Origin of the sequence: Bartonella gliris, from assembly GCF_045277155.1 — a bacterium.
Lineage (GTDB): Bacteria > Pseudomonadota > Alphaproteobacteria > Rhizobiales > Rhizobiaceae > Bartonella > Bartonella gliris.
In genome coordinates, this window is sequence record NZ_CP123962.1 from 738,673 (window position 1) to 758,714 (window position 20,042).

Here is a 20,042-nt window from a genome sequence, read left to right on the forward strand (position 1 = left end):
TACTATAACATTTAGACTTATAATGTAAAAACATTGCATAGAAAAATATAAATAAAGCACATGCAGAAGATAATAAATCTACAATAATACGAATAAGATCATTTATAAAAAAATCCAAAAATATATAAAACAATAAACATTAACATATATTATATCATATAAAATTTAACAAAAGAGAATAATATAAAAAACGAATTTATTATTAATGATTAATAAAATATTTATAGTATATATTCATAAAAAATATTATAAAAATAATTATAAAAATTAAACTTATTATTAATAATAATATATTTTTTTTATTCTTTTGTATTATAATTTTTATATTTATTTTGTAATAATAAATAATATATAATTGTAATTACACTTATTATTGAAAGCAACATATTTACAATAAAATTACTAAAATCAGTCCACATTATTAATAACCAATACAAGGGTTGCCAATAGAAAGTATAAATAATATTTATCTAATGTTATTTTCTTACATAAGATTATATTTTTACGTTAGCAAAATAACTTATAATAAGAGATAAATAAATCTATATTTTATATAATAATATCATTTTATTAAATAATAAAGTCCAAAATATATTATAAAGTAAATAATAATTATAATTAATCCTAATTTAATAGAATTTTTCCAACTAGGAAATTTTGATTTAGAAAATTATACTTAAAATTAAAAAAATATTTGTTGCAAGTAATGCATTTTTAATATTAAATAAAATAGCATCCATAATATTTTCCAATTAATTAAATAATATAATATATATTACTATGATATATAAAAACTAGTTAAACAATATATATTAATTTGTATAAAACTTAAATAAAGAAAATAAAATAAAAAACACGCTAAAAAATGAAATTATTCTTATTAATGATTTAATTTTAATATTTTTTTCATTTAAGCCCTTAGAGACATAATACAATTCAAATAAAGATATAAATATACTCAAACAACAAAATGTAAAAAATAATTCAAAAAACACATTAAAAATATACATAACACATAAATTTCCAAATTAATATATAATTAAATTATTAATGAATTATATTTAAAAAATATTTGTAGACATATTTATTAATATGTCTACAATATTGCTATAAATTTAAAAACATATTAAAATATTATAATTAATAATAACATGCGTTATACTGAGAACCTATCCCTACAAGTCCTCCCACACCGAAGCCAAGAGTACCACCAATTCCGTTACCAGCAAACGCTCCTGCTACCGTACCTGGACCAGCTCCGAGTGCTCCTACAATTACTCCACCAGTCTGCCCCACATGATATCCGACTAATCCCGATGAATATGCAGCAGAGAGATAATCTCCAACAGTACACCCAGGTCGTGATCCACTACTTGAAAAAGTCATTATTATTTATTTTAGCAAATATCAAATATAATTTGTAAAAATAATAATAAAATACTGTATATACAATAAATACATTATGTTTATATTTTGTGCATACAAAATGTACACTTTAATTAAGCAATAATACTATTTACAATACTGTTTAAGTATGCCACATCCGCCACTCTTTTTCTTAAATAAAATCATAAATTCAAATGAGTCATTCACAAGAAAAGCTAGTATCGTTCTCTTGGTTTACAAGAACAACAAAGAAATATATTTATTATGTCATCGAACTCAGTTGCGTTGCTGTTGTTTTGCGTTTACTGGGCTTGGTGAATCCTTTTATTTTTCAAGCGATTATTGACTGTATCTTACCCTTTCAGCGTGCGGAAAACCTCTATGCTATCATGCTGTTTAGCACGGCTCTTAGCTCTCTATCAGGCTATTTAGGAGCTTATTTAGCAAATCGACTGACTCTAGAATTTGCGCGTCGTATTTACACCCATGTGTTAAGCCTCTCCTTGCCTATTTTACGCACTTAGCAAGTAGGGAAACTGTTCACATGAATCGGAGAAGTTAATACAATTCGTGGTTCTTAAGAAAAAAACTCTGTAAAAAATTTTATTATAAACTTATAGCTACATAAATTTATAGATACGCAAATAATCTATAACAAAAAATAGAATTTTTGTATAGAATATTGCTTTTTCTATCTCTTTTTAATTAAGGCAACTCATTTTTTGAAATGTAAAAAGTCTACATAGATATAAAACAATTATTAACAATAAATCTTATTAAACCTGATAAAAAACATATCATATATAATAATATTTTAATTTAAAATAATTTATCTATTTTACGAATGATTTTATATAGAGAGATATAGATAGAAATTGAGAATGCTATAAATAATAAAATTAACTCAACTACATCTGATTTTATATTTTTTTTCAACTTCTGAATTTAAGTATATAAGAAAAAATTTTAAAAAAACCAATAATACTTATTAAACATAACACAGTTTTAATAATTTCTAAATTATCCATAATAAGAAAGTCCAAAAATATAATATATATAATTAAAAATATAGATATCTCTGATTTTTTCTTAGATATAGTTGCAGAAATTTAATTTCTGTTCTCTTATTAAATATATTTACAACAATATTAGTTTCAGAGATATCTTTCTTTAATATGATCTACAAATTAGAATCAGTACACCAGCCTTACTTTTTTGTGTGGCACTCAACAGCCTTATCTATCCAACCAATATTAAACCCGGTTATGACTCCATTTCCGCCCTCTTTGAGACCATTTTTAACCCTGTTTTTAAATCCACCAGAACCTGTTAAGAACCCAGTAGTTGCATCTGCCAAACCTCCTGTGATAGCACTTGCAACTCCACTAGTAACATAATCCAAAGTACTACATGCCTTAGATGAATGTGAACTACTGTGTGAATCATGTGATGAGCTTGAACTACCCATTTTTATTCTTCTTTTATCTATTAAAATAACGTATCATCATGATACGCGATGAAGTTGTTAGCATTGATTTCAAATAAATGTCAAACGTAATTGTGAATTATATAAATTAAAATTATTGTATAAATTATAAATACATTATATCTATATTACTAATAACAAACTATTATTTTAATAAAAAAATATTCTTTATTTACAAAAATGTAAAAATATGTGACATCAATCAAAATATTCTTTTACAAAATAATAAAAATTAAATGAGAAATTCACCCGAAAAGCTAGTATCCTTTTCTTGGTTCACAAAAACTACCAAGAAATATATTCATTATGTCATTGAACTGAGTCTTGTGGCTATTGTTTTGCGCTTACTTGGCTTGGTGAATCCTTTTATTTTTCAGGTAATTATTGACCGTATCTTACCCTTTCAGCGTGCAGAAAGCCTCTATGCTATCGTTGTCCTTATGATTGCTATCATGCTGTTTAGCACGGCTCTTAGCTCTCTATCAGGCTATTTAGGAGCTTATTTAGCCAATTGGCTGACTCTAGAATTTGCGCGTCGTATTTACACCCATGTGTTAAGCCTCTCCTTACCCACTTTACGCCATTGGCAAGTGGGAGAATTGTTTTCACGTATTGGAGAGGTTGATACAATTCGCGGGTTTCTAACAGGAAATTCTATGTCAAAAAATAAATAAAATCACTGTTTATAATAATATTATAATTTATTTTCTAAATGCAATTAGTGTATATTAAAATATTATACACTTATTATAAATATAACTAGTATATTACAAACCAATATATTTAATTATATAATTAATAATATTTATCACTATAAATACTACAATTCCTAATAACAGTGATTCTTTTGCAGCTTGTTTCCAACTATAACTGTTAAATCTATAGAATAACATACATACCAAAATACCCATAATTAGTGAAATAAATAATTTTATAAATAATATCCATAACAAAAATCCCCCATATATTTATTTAATAAATGATAGATATCCCTGAAATCAGCTGCATCCTTAGCTTTTAAAGCTGTTTACAATATTACTGATCTCAGAAATATCATGCTCACTATTTTCTAATAAATTGGAAACAGCATTCTTTTACTTTACCGGTGAGAGCATTCATCTATCTTATCGATCAAGGCGTTACCACCTTGCTGTATTGCACCCGCTAACGCTCCATAGCCAATGCCTTTAATCCTTTACGTGCACTAATTATTGCTCCTACTACTGCGCCCCTTTAAGACCATTTGCGACCACATCTAAGCATAACGACCCACATCACAACTATCAGAGTAAAATCAATATGCACTTAGCAAATGGGGAGTTATTTGCGCGTATTGGAGAAGCTTATCTGTTATAAATTTATAGATTTTATTAAATAACAAATATAGAAATATAATATAAAGTATATAATAATTACAATTGATCCTATTTTTATAAACTGTTTCCAAGTTGGAAATTTAACTCTATAAAATAATATAATAAAAAAAACAAATACACTTGTTGCAAGCATTGCATTCTTTATGCTGAAAACAATATCTAACATAATAAAAACCTAATTAAATATGTGAAATCTACATAGTCAATATAAAAACTTATATAAAAGTTAAATATTATTAGTATAATGTTTAATAATATAAAGAATAATACAAAGAATGAAGTTATAATTAACAATGATTTTTTCAAGATATGTTTATTACTATAACCTTTATATTTATAGTAGAAAAAAAATAAATAACCAAATAAAATTAAACTAACTATTGAAAACAATAATTCCACAATAATATCTATAATATCTATCATAAAAAAACCAAATTTTAATATATATTTAAATAATAATATGCTTATTTTTAGAAATAACCTGTATACATATAATTTAATATATTTATATGTCTACAATATTATTTATTTTAGTATATCTTGTTGACATTCTCTACAAGTAAGAAAAACATTTTCAGTGCTCATTTATGAGAGCTAAAACATTCTTTGTACTTACTATGAGCACCATACATAGCACCTGCAATTTTGCCTGCTTTGTAGCCACCGCTAGCACCCGGAATCGCACCTGCCCCTTCACCAGCGAAAAATCCTCCAACTCCTCCTATAATTCCTCCTGCAACCCCTCCTATAAGCTGACCTTTTTTTATCGTATGATAAATATCGCTAGGACTACATTTATGAGATGAACTTGATGAATGTGAACTGCTGTGTGAATCATGTGATGAGCTTGAACTACCCATTTTTATTCTTCTTTTATCTATTAAATAACGTATCATCATGATACATGATAAAGTTGTTAGCATTGATTTCAAATAAATGTCAAACATAATTGTGAATTATATAAATTAAAATTATTGTATATATTATAAATACATTATGTGTATATTATTAATAACAAACTATTATTTTAATAAAAAAATATTCTTTTAACAAAATAATAAAAATTAAATGAGAAATTCACCCGAAAAGCTAGTATCCTTTTCTTGGTTCACAAAAACTACCAAGAAATATATTCATTATGTCATTGAACTGAGTCTTGTGGCCATTGTTTTGCGCTTACTTGGCTTGGTGAATCCTTTTATTTTTCAGGCAATTATTGACCGTATCTTACCCTTTCAGCGTGCAGAAAGCCTCTATGCTATCGTTGTGTCCTTATGATTGCTATCATGCTGTTTAGCACGGCTCTTAGTTCTCTATCAGGCTATTTAGGGGCTTATTTAGCCAATTGGCTGACTCTAGAATTTGCGCGTCGTATTTACACCCATGTGTTAAGCCTCTCCTTGCCTGTTTTACGCACTTGGCAAGTGAGCAAACTGTTCATGCGAATCGGAGAGGTTGATACAATCCATAGTTTTTTAACGGGAATCATTGCAACAACCGTGCTGAATGTTCTCTTCGCGATTATTTACCTCGCAGTACTCTTTTCCATTAGTTCGCAACTGGACTTCTTTTATTGTTCTTATTATTTTGTCCTTACAAATGGATTATTTAGCATTGGTCGGCCCCTTTTTACGCCGCTCATTACACCGTACTTTTACCTTGCAAACAGCATCTTATCTTCTATTTCTTTGAGCCTATCACCAAAATTTTAGAACAATCTCTAAAAGAAAGATAATCTATGTGAATGAACATCCTTCACCATCACTCATAAACCCTTTTACAGCTTTAGGAGCTATGGTCATTTTAATGCTTACATCCCCCTTATACCGCCGCTGGCGAATTTGGGATATCGAATTCAATGTAGGACCAGCCTTACGCACTGGCCAGTATAAGCTCTATAAAAATGAGCATGGAGAATTTTGCGCCTTTATCACTTGGGCTTTTTTAGATGAGAAAAATCATCAATCTATGCTTGAAAAGGGAGAACTTTTATCCAATGCCAATTGGCAAGGTGGAGAATATATGTGGTTCATTGATTGTGTAACACCATATGGACATGCTACCGGTATGGTACGTGATATGCAGCGGCATGTGTTTCCCAATCAGTATTATTGTTATGCTGTCCGACGTAATGAAGACGGTGGGATACGGAAAATTACCCGCTGGTGTTGCCATAGAATAAAAAAACCATCCAAATAACTTTTATAAACCAAGTGAAAATGAATCATTTATGATCTCCCCCTCCTCTATAAGCCCATATGAATAAAAAATTCTAAAAATTGATTATTTTGAGAATTTTTTCTTACAATCATAGCTGATTACATTCTCTAAAGCTGCTACTATGAATAATATTTTTAGTGTAACAGCTTGATATGAATGATTAGGTCAATCCAGTAGGATGCCTTTTAAAATCTGTTGAATCTTTACCCTTGCTGCTTTACTTAATTGGACACCATGCCTTTTAAGACCCGAAGAGAAAATCTCCATCCCCTTCCTAAGTCTACCACACACGAGGAGCAGATTGTTATAATGTTCCATCGGTCAATAGGTTTTGAAACCGTTTTTATTTATGCATAACACACACTCTCTTTAATCTAATCGCTAATTTTAGCCGCTATTTTAATTGTTGCCAAAGCATTTTCGCACGTAAAATGAATTCTTATCATCTTACTACTTAAAGTTGTTAAGCAACAAAGTAAGCTCCCTAGATAAATATCATCACGATATAGGAAACCTTTAAAGAGACATTGGCGCGCATTAAGATAGATCTCTCCATCCAAAATAATCCCCCCAATTTATCGAATATCAATATCTAAACTATCTGAATGAAGCGAAAGAGATTAACGAACCAACGATACAGAGACCGAGAATTTTAGAGAATAGAAGACAAGAAAAAAGTTGAGAAACAATGCGGTGAGTATGGATAAGCCATTCCTTAAAAATATTGCGCTATAGTTAAGACTGAGTTGGTGCAACTGCTTTCTTATTATGGAAGCTTATTGGAATAAATAACAAATATGGTGGGGATAAAAATCAGAATATAGATTGAAAACATGGGTAACACTTCGTCCATAAATGCATGAGCGACAATTTGTCAATCAAAGCGCTTTTCAGTTTGACATAAGGATAATGGAGTACTGCTCACAAAACAGCTTACAGGATGCAAAATTCGTAATAAAAACTTATACTTATTTACATCTCTAAAATAAAAGCTAATTATCTATCAGCTATAAAGCAATCAGCAATAGAAACAGTCAAAAAACTATAAGAAAGCTCAGTAGAAACAGAAAACAGATATAGAGCAAACGGATTCAAAAAAATCCCTCTCTAAATGGCTGGGGTACCTGGATTCGAACCAGGGAATGCCGGTACCAAAAACCGGTGCCTTACCGCTTGGCTATACCCCAAAAGAAGCACATGTTCATATCCGCTCGCGTACCTTATAGCGATTCCCGTGAGTGTGCGCAATATCTGAAAATCAAAGCTCTTAATTTTTTTATTATAAAGTTTTTAAGTCTTATTTGTGTCACATTGATGCAAAATTCACAACAAAAACTTGTACTTATTTATACATCTAAAACAAAAGCTGATTATCTGTTTGTTATTTTGCATTTTTTGTATTTTACCATCTTATCTGCTCATTCTATTTTCCACTGACAGTAAAAATCGAATTTGTATCTTTTACGTATTTAATAGTCTAGCATTGATTATGGCTGTCTATAGCGTCTTTTCTTGATGCATTCAAACCTAAACTCTTCAAATACAATAATACATCACGAATGTAATAGGTCATCTTAGCAAATCCCATTTTTGGCTCATATGTGTAAAATGTCAATCATAATTCGACTTATCAAATGTTGTAAATTCGTGGCCAAAAAGTGGTATCTGCAAAAGAAAACCGCTACTATTTCTTTGAAAAAACTGTGATAAAAGCGATGACACACTCAACGATAAATATGCTAAGGCATTCGCATAGTATAATGTTGAAGAAATATTTTAAGGGATATATGCACCAACTGAGAGCTCTTTAAATCACTTTTTATTCCTTAAAAGAAGATATTTGTGTTTTTTGTTAGGCGAATAATCTGTAAATTTCTGCAGGAACAAAATTATATAAATCAATGATATTTTGACTGATTAAGAAAATATATCCAGAAAAAGCAACTTTACGGAAAGATGATCATTAAAATTAAATTGATAGACACAATATTCAATATTTGCTTTTAGACGCTGTAAATGGCAAATTAGATTTGTGGAGTGAGCTTAACAATTAGAACCAAGGAGATTTTAAATGGCTTTTGAATTGGCCGAGTTGCCCTATGACTATGATGCCCTTTCACCTTATATGTCACGCGAAACGCTTGAATATCACCACGATAAGCATCACCTTGCTTATCTTACCAATACCAATAATTTTGTGAAAGATTTAGGCTTAGAAAATGAAAGCCTTGAAAATATTGTTAAAAACAGCTTTGGACAAAATATTGGTTTGTTTAATAACGCAGCCCAATACTACAATCATAACCATTTTTGGTATTGGATGAGAAAAGATGGTGGTGGTCGAAAACTGCCTGAAAAATTAGCAAAGGCTATTGAATCTGATCTGGGCGGTTATGATAAGTTCCGCGCAGATTTTATTGCTGCTGCCAGTGCCCAATTTGGTTCGGGATGGGCATGGATTGCGATTAAAGATGGCAAACTTGAAATTATGAAAACCCCTAATGGTGAAAACCCTTTGGTCCATAATGCTCAACCTATTCTGGGTGTTGATGTGTGGGAACACTCCTATTACATTGACTATCGCAATGCGCGCCCGAAATATCTCGAAGCTTTTGTCGATAATTTAATTAATTGGGACTATGTTTTAAAACTTTATGAAGAGTGCGAACTTTAAGCTGTTTGCGTAATTTTGGTATTGTATCAAAAGCTCCATAATTCATTGAGCTATGGAGCTTTTTTGAGAGAATAGATTTCAAATCAACAGAAATTTTTTCCCACTATTTTTAGGATATATGCGTAAATATACGCAATTTCTTCCAACTTTGAAAAGCGCCCAGCCGCCCCTGCATGACCTGAATCCATATTAATGCGTAATAAAATCGCATTACCGTCCGTCTTTAAATCGCGCAATTTTGCCACCCATTTTGCAGGCTCCCAGTAAGTTACACGAGGATCAGTTAATCCTGCAATCGCAAGGATAGAAGGGTATTTTTGCGCTTTGACATTATCATAGGGGGAATAAGAAGCTATAAGATTATAATCTTCTTGTGATTCAAGAGGATTCCCCCATTCAGGCCATTCTGGAGGCGTTAATGGCAGTGAATCATCTAACATGGTTGTTAAAACATCAACAAAAGGCACATTTGCTACGATCCCAGCAAAATCCTGAGGAGCTATATTTGCAATAGCACCCATTAACATCCCTCCTGCCGAACCACCATGGGCGATGAGCCTGTCATGAGAAGTAAATTTATTGCTTACAAGGTAGCGTCCACAGGCAATAAAATCTGTAAAGGTATTGTGTTTAAAGAGGTGTTTTCCTTTCTCATACCATGAGACCCCTTTTTCTTTTCCTCCACGAACATGAGCAATAGCATAAATAAAACCTCTATTAACCAAAGAAAGTGCATTGCTATTAAAACTGGCAGGTATAGAGATGCCATAAGCGCCATAACCATAAAGCAAACAAGGTGCGCTGCCATTAAGAGCGGTAGTTTTATGATAAAAAAGTGAGATAGGGATTTTCTCACCATCGTCTGCAGTTGCCATAATACGTCGTGTTACATAGTCATCTTTATTATGCCCAGAGGGAATTGTTTGTGTTTTTAAGAGCGTTCGTTTGCGACTTTTCATCTCATAGTCAAAAACCTGATCAGGTGTTGTCATAGATGAATAGGAAAAGCGAATGGTTTGGCTATCATATTCTGCTGCACCTTGTAGACCTAAGGAATAAGCTTCTTCTGTAAAAGCAATGGAATGAATTTGTTGAGTGCTACGCTCCATTACTTTTATACGAGGAAGCCCTTCAAAGCGTTCAAGCCAAATAAGAAAATCTTGATAAGCATCATGAGAGAGTATCAAGCATCCAAGTTGGTGTGGCACAAGCTCAGACCAATTTTCTGATTGTGGAGATGTGTATGGTGCTACCATGATTTTAAAGTCTTTTGCGTTCTCTAAATTGGTAAGAATATAAAAGACATCACCACCTTCCGTAAGTGAATATTCAATCCCTTTTTGTCGCTTCCGTACACATTGAGGAGCAGTTAAAGGCGCTTGAGCAGGGATCAGCCAAATTTCTGACGTTTCATGATCATGAATGTTAATATAAATAATGTCATTAAGCTTAGAACCACTTACGTGTAAGAAAAATCCTGGATTATCTTCACGAAAAATAAGCTTATCTTGCGATTGGTCTGTGTGTAATCTATGATAATAAAGCTCAGAAGGTCGGTGATTTTTATCCATCTTAGTATAAAAAAAACCTTCGGATTTAGCATCCCAGACAATCTGTCCGGATGTATCAATAATTGTATCCCCACAATCAGACAATGTTTCCAAATTACGAATTTTAGCTTTATAAAATTCTGATCCTTTGTCATCATAGGTCCATACAACATGTGTATGATCAGGAGATTCTTGAACTAAACCAAAATTGAAATATTCTTTACCTTCGGCCAAAGCATCGCCATTGAGGTAAACGTTTTTTTCTCCCCCATTCCTTAGGGTACGAAAATAATGTGGTTGCTGGCCTCCGGTAACATAAGAAAATCCATAAGCAAAAGGGCCATGTTTTATAGGAACAGAACTGTCATCCTCTAGGATTCGGCTTTTCATTTCAGTAAAAAGCAAATCTTGTAATGGCTTTGTATCTGCCATCTGGGCAGTTTGATAGGCATTTTCTTTTTCAAGATGATTCCTAATATTTTCGTCAAGACAGCTAGGATTTTTAAAAACATCTTGCCAATTAGATGCACGCAGCCAGTGGTAAGGATCTTCACGACAAATACCGTGATATATATCTTTATAAACAATTTTGGATGCTTTAGGTGGAAGTATAGAAGAGCTGGTCATACACGATCCTATGCTAAAATATGTTAATGGTTTTGTTTATATGTTAGAAACATACCATTTATGCAAGTGCGTAAATCTATAAGTCCCGCTCACTTACAAACATATAACTGCAGTAGTTTTCCAATTGCCTATACACTTCTGTCTATTACGTGTCATAAGCACTGATCTTCTAGAAAGATAACACTGCATGGATAGACAAGCTAAGAAAATTAGGCTATTGGATAACGAGATTGAATTTTTCTTCAAACAGAGTACAACTGATTTCTGGATATACACAATAAAATTTATTTCAGAATAGGAAATGTATGTAGAATACCGGTCTTATAAAGCTGGAGAAAAAAGCCGCTTCAGTATCATACTGGTATGTAAATGTATGCTATTCCATTGTTCATTATTCCATGATAGTTTTCCCTATACATATACTTTAATCTCTTATCTTATTTACCGTGTTTTTTGAATTTTAAAAATCATTTAAGCTCTTTTATTATGTTCAGGAATAACCTGTTTATGTCACCAAAAGCGAAATTTAGCTAGCTAAAAATCAAACTGTAATATTATAAACGTATAAAATAAAAAAATTATTTTACACATTACACTTTAAATTCAATATTTTATTTCTACATTATCTAAAAAACAAACAAATTCATTCTATATTATTTTTTTGTATTTATGATATACTTTAATTTTATATATGATCTTTTATAGAAAAGAATATATTTCAATAAGAAAGAAGTTATTTCTTCTTCTCATATATTATGACAAAAAGTAGGTATTTATTTGATTTTTTTGTGTTTTGGCGATTTTGTAGAATAATTGAATTGACAAAAAAGATTTTTGTACAATATGAAACCTACGTGCATGGGATCTCTGTATTGGAGTATGAGTGCCAATGATATCTCAATTTTAACTTAAAGGAAAAAAGAATGGAACATCGTCCAGTCTTAGAGACTGAAAGCAATTTAATTATTACATTAGTTGCTGATATTGTTGCTGCATATGTGAGTAATAATTCGATCCGACCGACTGAAGTGCCAAGTTTGATTGCTGATGTTCATGCTGCTTTTCGTAAAGCAGGGAACGTAGAGTTAACAGAAGTCGAAGTCGAAAAGCAAAGACCTGCCGTTAACCCGAAACGTTCGATCTTTCCCGATTATCTCATCTGTCTTGAAGATGGGAAGAAGTTTAAATCTTTGAAGCGTCACCTCATGACACATTATGGGATGTTGCCAGAGGAGTATCGTGAAAAGTGGCAGCTGGACAGTTCTTATCCTATGGTTGCACCTAATTATGCAAAGGCACGCTCAGCTTTGGCAAAGGAAATGGGACTTGGGCGCAAAAGCAAACGGAAAAAAAACAAGTAATCGTATTTTTTAAGGTGATGCCTTCAATATATATAAGTGTTTTTTAGAAGGCATGTCTTCCGTGGAAGTTCTGTGGGGTTATCGTTAAAAGAGTTTGGCTTTTATACGTAACTCTCATTACGAATCCGTTCAATCATCGATTTAAGGCCATTCGATCGTTGTGGTGTGAGATTTTCGTTTAAACCAAGTGTTTCAAAGAGCCCTTCAGCATCGGCCTCGCGAACTTCAGAGGCTTTTTTTCCTGAATAAAAGGCAAGAAGAATATAGATGAGTCCGCGTACAATGTGAGCATCGGAATCACCTTGAAACGTTAATGTTGGATTTTCGGAATTATCACGTGAAGATAAAAGCCACACTTGACTCACACAACCAGGAACTTTGTGGGCATCGTTTCGAGCACTTTCTGGAAAAGGTGGCAATTCGTAGCCAAGTTCAATCACATAACGATAACGATCTTCCCAGTTATCCAGAAGAGAAAAATTTTCTATAATATTATCAATTGTTTCTGCCATAAACTTAGTCCTGTTTTGTTTTTTGATGATCATGTAATGCATTTAGCGGACAGAATAATTGTTTATTCCCCTTAGCATAAAACCAATAGTGAGCGTTAAAAACTTTTCTTTCAAAGGAATATTAGATGATTCTATTTTTGTGTGGACTTTTGTGTATCCACCTTGGGAGAAGTATTGTCGAGTTGAGGCATATTCTTGTCAGCTAATATACTTCCGAGATACTCATAAGCTGCTTTTGCACCATAACGTGCGCGTTCACTAAGTGAACTTAGAAAAGATTTTCCGACTTTGCAGGCTTCTATATTACGTTCACAGAATTTTCCTAAATCATTTAGAGTTTCTTTAAAAGCAGTCATCACATCGCTCGTTGTTGTCTCACTGTCTCTTTGAATAGAGAAATTGTTGCCACTTGGCTTTGCTGAAAAAAATGAAATGACAACAAAAACAAAAAACAAAAAAAATGATAATTTGATTAAAAAACGTATCATGGGCAGGCAGTGTACCACAGTTGCAAATAGAAACAAAAGCAATACTCTATGCTCTTTCTATTGATAAAAAATTTATAAAATCCGTATTTTACGAAATTGAACATTCGTTTATCAAATTTGTATCATTAACAAATTTTTATCATTAACTATGTTATAAGAATCATCTGATGAGCTGTGCACAGGCAAAATGCATTATCTTTTATTAGGTTCTGTGCACAGAACTCTCTAATTCAAAGAGTAATTGAAGCATAAACGAACAATCCTATAAAAAAGAAGCTTTTTTATCCAATCGCCAGAAGATACATCTGAAATGGCTGTTTTTATTGGAGAAGCCTTCGACAAGGTGCCCTTCTTTGTAAAGATGTTCATCATCATTCTACAATTTTTTCTTGTTTGCGCGGAAAAGAAGAACGGGAATGCAATTTTTCTTCCTTTTCCCTTCTCTTCATACATCTGAACATAACCTTTATTAGCAATACTTCGTGTATTTTCAAACCCTTCAACAAACTGAGGTGCCACACTATTCCAGTTGTTCCGAGTAAGCACAAAACGTAAAGATTGTCCTTAAGGCATACACCAGAGCATGATTCTTTATGGTAAATCTTTTTTGTTTCTCTTCCTAAAGCTTCTCTTTCATGCTAACCGCATCTATACGCTTGACACAAGAATGAACCCGAACAAAAGTGGTATCAATCCTTACACCTTCTTCATCATAACCCATAGCCCTTAGCAACCCTTTCCAAATTTCAAGGACGGATCCCTTTCTGACACTAGGATCATAACATTTAAGGATGCTCATCACTTGCCTCAGGATAAGAGGAAGCTCTCACCACTTTAAAACACCATGAACACCTTTAACAAAACAGTAGGGATAGTTTTTAGTCCTCATGCACATCTTAGAAACTTATCCTCAATGAAGCTCAAACTTTTGCCACTCCATGCATGTGAGGCCATACTTCTCCGTGCTAACATGCCTGTTCTTTACAAATGAGACGTTACCACCACTTTATCTTTTATCTTAAAGCTTAACGAAGAGTACAGAACCTAGCACTTAATATCAAATTTGCACAGTCAAAGAGGCGTCAGGAAGTATGTAAATTTGTACTTTTACCACACTATAAGAGTCTAAATAGACTATGATAGAGAAAAACAAGAAGGTAATAAGTGAAGCTTAAAATACTTTGTAGACTTGCTATAATTTTCTGTTTCTACACAGTGACACTATAAAATTGAGAGGCTTAAGCGGGCTGTTTCTTTATCTAGAAGATATTTTTTTACAAATAGCGTCAGCTAAAGTTTACGAAATTTATCAAATATTAGTAGAATGGATTTATATCAGCACCATGATACGATATTGTAGCAACTACGCTAATGACACCTCTACAAGCAAGCGTAAGTTTAAGTATGCAGACATTTGAGAGAGAGAGACTGCCATCAACTTTCCGGCATTATAAGCTGTCTCAACTTAATTTCAAATGCTATCAAATATATATGCAAAAAGGATGTAATGAGATGATGCATAAACTGTCATTCAGATGATCATAGAGAATGTGATGATTATCTGCAATGATGAGATTGAGAGGAATGGATAAAGGCTATTGTTGGTTTAAAAATGGTACTGTGGATATTGCGATTTTATTTATTTTAATAGCTTGAATGATTGAAGAGTAACAACGTAGGTGCATCTTCCTCCGACTAAAGATATGTATAATTTATATTTGTTTCCGTGTAAGCAACAATCGTAATTGGGAATTAAAAAATAAAAATAATGACAAAAAAACGAAAGAAACGCAAAACAAAAGCCCAAAAAAAGCGTAAATACTATAGTAGTATTGTTATAAACGTTCTTCTTATAAGTGGTCGTTTTCTTTTTTGGATAGCAAGCCTACTCTATTTCTATACACGCAAAAATACTTTGTTTTTCGTTGGATCTCTTCTTTTTATCATTACTTTTGGATTTGTTTCATTCAATGCTTTATTTTCTCAAATAAAATTCACATCCGTTCCAAATATAAAACAAAATTCCATCTTGTCTTCCCCAAAAGTAAAAATTCAAGAAAATACGGATGTTACTTCTGTACCACTTCCGAGTCACTTACACAAAAATTTATCTTCGAGTTCTCTGTCAGAAAGCACGCTAAAAATGCAAAAGAAACTCACAAAACTAGGGCTTTATGATGGCCCTTTAGATGGTTTAGAGGGACCTAAAACGCGTCGTGCCATAGCACTATGGAAACAACAAACTACTGAAAGAATGCAAAACCGTGTTTTACCATCCCCCATAACAGACGAAATTGCAGTATTAATTAAGCGTAGTGAAATGGAGATGGCAAATGAGACAACCAAGACTAGAGATCTGCTTCGCTCAAAAGAAACTGTTTTAGAGCCTTCTGTGTCAGATATTAGACAAGTACAAAACGCTTTACGTATTTTTGGTCATCAAGAGGTCATTATCACAGGTGTAGAAGATCAAAAGACGGGTGAAGCCTTAAAACAGTTTCAAAAAATGTTTGATCTCCCCATAACGGGTAAAATCAATCATACGGTTTTGATGAAAATGCGTGAAGTTGGTTTATTGAAGTGAAGAAAATTGTTTATCTTATAAAGTAAACACTCAAAACATGGAGAAAAGACGGCATCCCACCTTATACTTTTTTTCATAAACTTATCAAAAACATGCCTTCATACACACATACACCTCATAGTATATCTTGGAGATTTTCTTTTTTCCTTTAATGAAGAAAATGAAGAGTTCACAATAATTTATTTAGTATACTACAGAATCCTAAAATATTTTGATCCTTATGTCTTTTTTGCGATTGCTGCCTGTGCTGCTGCTAAACGCGCAATTGGCACGCGAAAAGGAGAACATGAAACATAATCTAAGTCATTTTCTTCACACAAAGCAATAGAAGCAGGATCGCCTCCATGTTCACCGCAAATTCCCAATTTAATTTTTGTACGCTTTGAGCGTCCACGCCGTGCAGCAATGGCAATAAGCTCCCCTACTCCATCGTGGTCAATGGATACAAAAGGATCTTGTTCTAAAAGTCCTTTTTGAAAATATGTTTCTAAAAAGGGCGCGGCATCATCTCTTGAAATACCAAAAGTCGTTTGTGTCAGATCATTTGTTCCAAATGAAAAAAATTCTGCGGTTTCTGCAATTTCATCTGCTCGAAGAGCAGCCCTTGGAAGCTCAATCATCGTCCCAACCATGTATTGAATAGTGCTTCCCTTTTCCTTCATCACTTCACAAGCTACCTGATCAATATGTGTTTTTACAAAATCGAGTTCAGATTTAAGTGCAACAAGTGGTACCATAATTTCAAGCATGACAGGAGATCCAGATTTTTGAGCAGCAGCAGCTGCTGCTTCAAAAATTGCCCGTGCCTGCATTTCTACAATTTCAGGATAAGTAATAGCCAAACGGCACCCTCTTAACCCAAGCATAGGATTAAATTCGTGCAACTGCTGCGCGCGTTCAGCAAGCACTTCAGCAGAAACCCCCATAATCTTTGCAACATCAAGAATTTCTGCATCGGTTTTTGGCAAAAATTCATGGAGTGGTGGATCTAGTAAGCGAATAGTAACAGGCAAACCACACATAATTTCAAACAATTCAGCAAAATCTGAACGCTGCATTGGCAAAAGCTTATCCAGCGCTTTACGACGCCCGCTTTCATCATTACTTAAAATCATTTCGCGCATGGCGACAATACGCTCTCCAGAAAAAAACATGTGCTCCGTACGGCATAAACCAATACCTTCAGCTCCAAAAGAATGCCCCATACGTGCATCAGACGGTGTCTCAGCATTGGCGCGAACTTTGAGACGCCGCATCCCATCAGCCCACTCCATCAATTTTGCAAAATCTCCACAAAGTTCAGGTTGCAACATCGCAACCTTCCCTTTAAAAATTTCTCCACTCCCACCATCAATCGTAATGGTATCGCCTTTTTTAAAGCTTTGTCCTGAAGCGAACATTGTGTTTGTGTTATAATCAATCCGTACACTTCCTGCACCGGAAATACACGGCTTTCCCATACCACGCGCGACAACAGCAGCGTGACTTGTCATACCACCACGTGTCGTTAAAATCCCTTCTGCTGCATGCATACCATGAATATCTTCTGGACTTGTCTCTATGCGTACCAAAATAACTTTACGTCCTTCTTTCGCTGCAGTTTCTGCCTCTTCCGAAGTAAAAACAATTTCACCAGTTGCTGCCCCCGGAGAAGCAGGTAAACCACGCGCAACAACAAAACGAGACGCTTTTGGATCAAGTGTCGGATGAAGAAGCTGGTCTAGCGATTTTGCATCAATTCGCATGACCGCCTCTTCACGGCTTATCAACCCTTCCTCAACCATTTCAATGGCCATTTTCAGAGCTGCACGTGCCGTTCGTTTTCCCGAACGAGTCTGCAACATCCACAATTTACCCTTTTCAATTGTAAATTCGAGGTCTTGCATATCACGATAATGCTGTTCAAGTTTCTGTGCGATCTGACACAACCTCAAAAAAGCTTCCGGCATGATTTTTTCCAAGGATGGTTTATTTGAACCGGCAACAATACGCGCATTTTCTGTGATATTCTGAGGAGTTCGAATGCCCGCCACAACATCTTCACCCTGTGCATTAACTAAAAATTCACCATAAAGCTCTTTTTCACCTGTTGATGGATTGCGGGTAAAAGCAACACCTGTTGCCGAATCCTCACCCATATTGCCAAACACCATCGCCTGTACATTCACTGCTGTTCCCCAACTTTCAGGAATATTATGTAAACGGCGATAAGTGACTGCACGTGCTGTCATCCAACTTGAAAAAACCGCTCCAATTGCTCCCCACAACTGTTGTTCAGGATCTTGCGGAAAAGGTTTCCCTAACGTTTCTTCAACGTATGCTTTATAAGAAACAAGAACATCTTTCCAATCAGCAGCTGTCATTTCTGTATCAACAGCATAACCATTGCGTATTTTTGCATCATCAAGAATCTTTTCAAAATATGAATGCTCTAATCCCAGAACAACATTAGAATACATTTGGATAAAACGGCGATAACTGTCATAAGCAAAGCGTTCATTATTGGCTTGTAAAGCAATTGCTTGCACAGTCTCATCATTCATACCAAGATTAAGTACGGTATCCATCATTCCTGGCATAGAAGCACGAGCTCCTGAGCGGACAGAGAGTAAAAGTGGTCTTTTTTCGTTACCAAATTCACGTCCTGTTTGTTCACCAATATTCTGAAGCGCTTGTTTAACAACTTCCTGTAATTCTTTTGGATATGACTTGCCATGTGCGTAATAAAAATTACAAACTTCTGTCGTAAGAGTAAATCCGGGAGGTACAGGCAAACCAAGATTACTCATTTCTGCCAAATTAGCCCCTTTGCCACCGAGAAGATTGCGCTCGCTTGCACTTCCTTCTGCATTACCATCACCAAAACTATAAACCCACTTTGTCATTATACAAATCCTCCCATATCAGCATCAAAATATCATTTGATCCAAGCGAATTATTAAAAGCAATGCTTCAATTCAAAATTGGCTAAATCAAAAAAAATATTGCTCCCAAAATGCATAAAATCGATCCCCCTCAAAAGAAGAGCACGACCACAAATCTCAATACCCATCTTCTGAAGAAAGGATTTAGTTTTTAAGAAAACTATCAATCACCGAACAAAAGGATTCTAATGACATAGCACCTTCATACTTATTACCATTAATAAAGAACGTTGGTGTTGCTGTGACACCAAGCTCTTTACCACGCTCAAAAGATGCATTTACTTCATCTAAAGTGGACTGATTTGTCAAGCAAGCCTTAAAACTTTCATCCGTAAAACCCGCCATTAAGCCAATTTTCTTCAACGGTGTTAGAGCGTCTTTTGCAAAGGCCCACTCCTGTTGTTTCTGAAATAAAACTTCTATCAAAGGAAAATAGCGATCTTCTGGGGCACACCGTGCCAACATAAAGCCTGCTGTTGCCCGAGGTTCAAAAGCATAATCTCGGAAAATAAATTTCACTTTTCCTGTTTTGATATATTTTTTACGAATTTCAGGGAATATATCGTTATAAAAATGCGCACAATGAATACACGTCAACGAAGCATATTCAACAATTGTGACTGGTGCATTTTCCTCTCCCTCAACCCTATCCTTAACCGTGCCCGATTGAAGGAGTTCATCCATATCAACAGTTGAAACTGGTTTAATTTCACCAGCTAAAGTGGTGGTTGCACGAATTTGTACAGTTGTCATTAGGAAAAAAATTATCACGAAAGACAAAAAGGAACGACAGTTTATCATAAATAATACTTTTCTGTTGTTATTAAACGAATAAGAAACCAACACTCTTTCAT

General features: G+C 33.7%; 16 protein-coding genes and 1 tRNA gene. 8 read left to right on the forward strand and 9 right to left on the reverse strand.

Features of this window, described 5'->3' with window-relative positions; translation table 11 throughout:
- Positions 1-1,140: 1,140 nt before the first annotated feature.
- Positions 1,141-1,386: a hypothetical protein gene (locus tag QHG54_RS03270; RefSeq protein ID WP_317992979.1), complete on the reverse strand. Its 246-nt coding sequence runs from the start codon at positions 1,384-1,386 to the stop codon at positions 1,141-1,143.
- Positions 1,387-1,580: 194 nt separating this feature from the next.
- On the opposite strand from QHG54_RS03270, the gene QHG54_RS03275 reads away from it, so the two are divergent.
- Positions 1,581-1,910, forward strand: coding sequence for a hypothetical protein (locus tag QHG54_RS03275; RefSeq protein WP_317992978.1), 330 nt, complete (start codon positions 1,581-1,583; stop codon positions 1,908-1,910).
- 683 nt (positions 1,911-2,593) lie between these two features.
- Here the strand turns inward: QHG54_RS03275 and QHG54_RS03280 are convergent.
- Entirely contained in the window at positions 2,594-2,788 is a 195-nt protein-coding gene (locus QHG54_RS03280; protein ID WP_406604431.1) for a hypothetical protein, read from the reverse strand.
- A 320-nt stretch (positions 2,789-3,108) separates the two neighbouring features.
- Between QHG54_RS03280 and QHG54_RS03285 the strand changes: the two genes are divergently transcribed.
- A complete protein-coding gene (locus tag QHG54_RS03285; RefSeq protein WP_406604432.1) occupies positions 3,109-3,546 on the forward strand; it encodes an ABC transporter transmembrane domain-containing protein in 438 nt (145 codons plus the stop codon).
- 1,283 nt (positions 3,547-4,829) lie between these two features.
- Here the strand turns inward: QHG54_RS03285 and QHG54_RS03290 are convergent.
- On the reverse strand, positions 4,830-5,108 hold the full coding sequence (locus tag QHG54_RS03290; protein ID WP_406604433.1) for a hypothetical protein: 279 nt from the start codon (positions 5,106-5,108) through the stop codon (positions 4,830-4,832).
- A gap of 208 nt (positions 5,109-5,316) precedes the next feature.
- Between QHG54_RS03290 and QHG54_RS03295 the strand changes: the two genes are divergently transcribed.
- Genes QHG54_RS03295 through QHG54_RS03305 form a run of 3 tightly spaced genes read left to right on the forward strand, consistent with a single transcriptional unit; the run spans position 5,317 to position 6,447 of the window.
- Positions 5,317-5,526 carry a hypothetical protein gene (locus QHG54_RS03295; protein WP_317992976.1) on the forward strand — a complete coding sequence of 70 codons (210 nt, stop codon included), beginning with the start codon at positions 5,317-5,319 and terminating at the stop codon, positions 5,524-5,526.
- An 8-nt stretch (positions 5,527-5,534) separates the two neighbouring features.
- Positions 5,535-5,960, forward strand: coding sequence for a hypothetical protein (locus tag QHG54_RS03300; RefSeq protein WP_406604434.1), 426 nt, complete (start codon positions 5,535-5,537; stop codon positions 5,958-5,960).
- A gap of 28 nt (positions 5,961-5,988) precedes the next feature.
- Positions 5,989-6,447: a toxin-activating lysine-acyltransferase gene (locus QHG54_RS03305; RefSeq protein WP_406604435.1), complete on the forward strand. Its 459-nt coding sequence runs from the start codon at positions 5,989-5,991 to the stop codon at positions 6,445-6,447.
- A gap of 1,133 nt (positions 6,448-7,580) precedes the next feature.
- On the opposite strand, the gene QHG54_RS03310 is transcribed toward QHG54_RS03305, so the two are convergent.
- Positions 7,581-7,655 (reverse strand) — tRNA-Gln (locus tag QHG54_RS03310).
- A gap of 884 nt (positions 7,656-8,539) precedes the next feature.
- On the opposite strand from QHG54_RS03310, the gene QHG54_RS03315 reads away from it, so the two are divergent.
- Complete coding sequence (locus QHG54_RS03315; protein WP_406604436.1) at positions 8,540-9,142, forward strand: superoxide dismutase; 603 nt, start codon at positions 8,540-8,542, stop codon at positions 9,140-9,142.
- Between the two features lie 83 nt (positions 9,143-9,225).
- Here the strand turns inward: QHG54_RS03315 and QHG54_RS03320 are convergent, their stop codons facing one another.
- Positions 9,226-11,319: a S9 family peptidase gene (locus tag QHG54_RS03320; RefSeq protein ID WP_317992972.1), complete on the reverse strand. Its 2,094-nt coding sequence runs from the start codon at positions 11,317-11,319 to the stop codon at positions 9,226-9,228.
- A gap of 923 nt (positions 11,320-12,242) precedes the next feature.
- Between QHG54_RS03320 and QHG54_RS03325 the strand changes: the two genes are divergently transcribed.
- The gene (locus tag QHG54_RS03325; RefSeq protein ID WP_406604437.1) at positions 12,243-12,680 is read left to right on the forward strand and encodes a MucR family transcriptional regulator; all 438 of its coding nucleotides are present in this window, start codon (positions 12,243-12,245) and stop codon (positions 12,678-12,680) included.
- 101 nt (positions 12,681-12,781) lie between these two features.
- Here the strand turns inward: QHG54_RS03325 and QHG54_RS03330 are convergent, their stop codons facing one another.
- The gene (locus QHG54_RS03330) at positions 12,782-13,192 is read right to left on the reverse strand and encodes a SufE family protein (RefSeq protein WP_317992971.1); all 411 of its coding nucleotides are present in this window, start codon (positions 13,190-13,192) and stop codon (positions 12,782-12,784) included.
- Between the two features lie 131 nt (positions 13,193-13,323).
- A complete protein-coding gene (locus QHG54_RS03335; protein WP_317992970.1) occupies positions 13,324-13,680 on the reverse strand; it encodes a DUF5330 domain-containing protein in 357 nt (118 codons plus the stop codon).
- 1,768 nt (positions 13,681-15,448) lie between these two features.
- Between QHG54_RS03335 and QHG54_RS03340 the strand changes: the two genes are divergently transcribed.
- Positions 15,449-16,264 (forward strand): peptidoglycan-binding domain-containing protein, encoded by an 816-nt coding sequence (locus tag QHG54_RS03340; RefSeq protein WP_406604438.1) that lies wholly within the window; start codon positions 15,449-15,451, stop codon positions 16,262-16,264.
- Positions 16,265-16,482: 218 nt separating this feature from the next.
- On the opposite strand, the gene ppdK is transcribed toward QHG54_RS03340, so the two are convergent.
- Both ppdK and QHG54_RS03350 read right to left on the reverse strand, forming a co-directional pair.
- The gene (gene ppdK / locus QHG54_RS03345) at positions 16,483-19,149 is read right to left on the reverse strand and encodes a pyruvate, phosphate dikinase (protein ID WP_406604439.1); all 2,667 of its coding nucleotides are present in this window, start codon (positions 19,147-19,149) and stop codon (positions 16,483-16,485) included.
- A 183-nt stretch (positions 19,150-19,332) separates the two neighbouring features.
- Entirely contained in the window at positions 19,333-19,989 is a 657-nt protein-coding gene (locus QHG54_RS03350; RefSeq protein ID WP_317992969.1) for a DsbA family protein, read from the reverse strand.
- Positions 19,990-20,042: the final 53 nt, after the last annotated feature.

Bases quoted from the DNA above. Each gene is read 5' to 3' on its own strand.
- QHG54_RS03320 (WP_317992972.1), bottom strand. From the start codon at position 11,319: ATGACCAGCTCTTCTATACTTCCACCTAAAGCATCCAAAATTGTTTAT.
- QHG54_RS03285 (WP_406604432.1), top strand. From the start codon at position 3,109: ATGAGAAATTCACCCGAAAAGCTAGTATCCTTTTCTTGGTTCACAAAA.
- QHG54_RS03295 (WP_317992976.1), top strand. From the start codon at position 5,317: ATGAGAAATTCACCCGAAAAGCTAGTATCCTTTTCTTGGTTCACAAAA.
- QHG54_RS03275 (WP_317992978.1), top strand. From the start codon at position 1,581: ATGAGTCATTCACAAGAAAAGCTAGTATCGTTCTCTTGGTTTACAAGA.
- QHG54_RS03290 (WP_406604433.1), bottom strand. From the start codon at position 5,108: ATGGGTAGTTCAAGCTCATCACATGATTCACACAGCAGTTCACATTCA.
- QHG54_RS03270 (WP_317992979.1), bottom strand. From the start codon at position 1,386: ATGACTTTTTCAAGTAGTGGATCACGACCTGGGTGTACTGTTGGAGAT.
- QHG54_RS03330 (WP_317992971.1), bottom strand. From the start codon at position 13,192: ATGGCAGAAACAATTGATAATATTATAGAAAATTTTTCTCTTCTGGAT.
- QHG54_RS03340 (WP_406604438.1), top strand. From the start codon at position 15,449: ATGACAAAAAAACGAAAGAAACGCAAAACAAAAGCCCAAAAAAAGCGT.
- QHG54_RS03300 (WP_406604434.1), top strand. From the start codon at position 5,535: ATGCTGTTTAGCACGGCTCTTAGTTCTCTATCAGGCTATTTAGGGGCT.
- QHG54_RS03335 (WP_317992970.1), bottom strand. From the start codon at position 13,680: ATGATACGTTTTTTAATCAAATTATCATTTTTTTTGTTTTTTGTTTTT.
- ppdK (WP_406604439.1), bottom strand. From the start codon at position 19,149: ATGACAAAGTGGGTTTATAGTTTTGGTGATGGTAATGCAGAAGGAAGT.
- QHG54_RS03350 (WP_317992969.1), bottom strand. From the start codon at position 19,989: ATGATAAACTGTCGTTCCTTTTTGTCTTTCGTGATAATTTTTTTCCTA.
- QHG54_RS03325 (WP_406604437.1), top strand. From the start codon at position 12,243: ATGGAACATCGTCCAGTCTTAGAGACTGAAAGCAATTTAATTATTACA.
- QHG54_RS03315 (WP_406604436.1), top strand. From the start codon at position 8,540: ATGGCTTTTGAATTGGCCGAGTTGCCCTATGACTATGATGCCCTTTCA.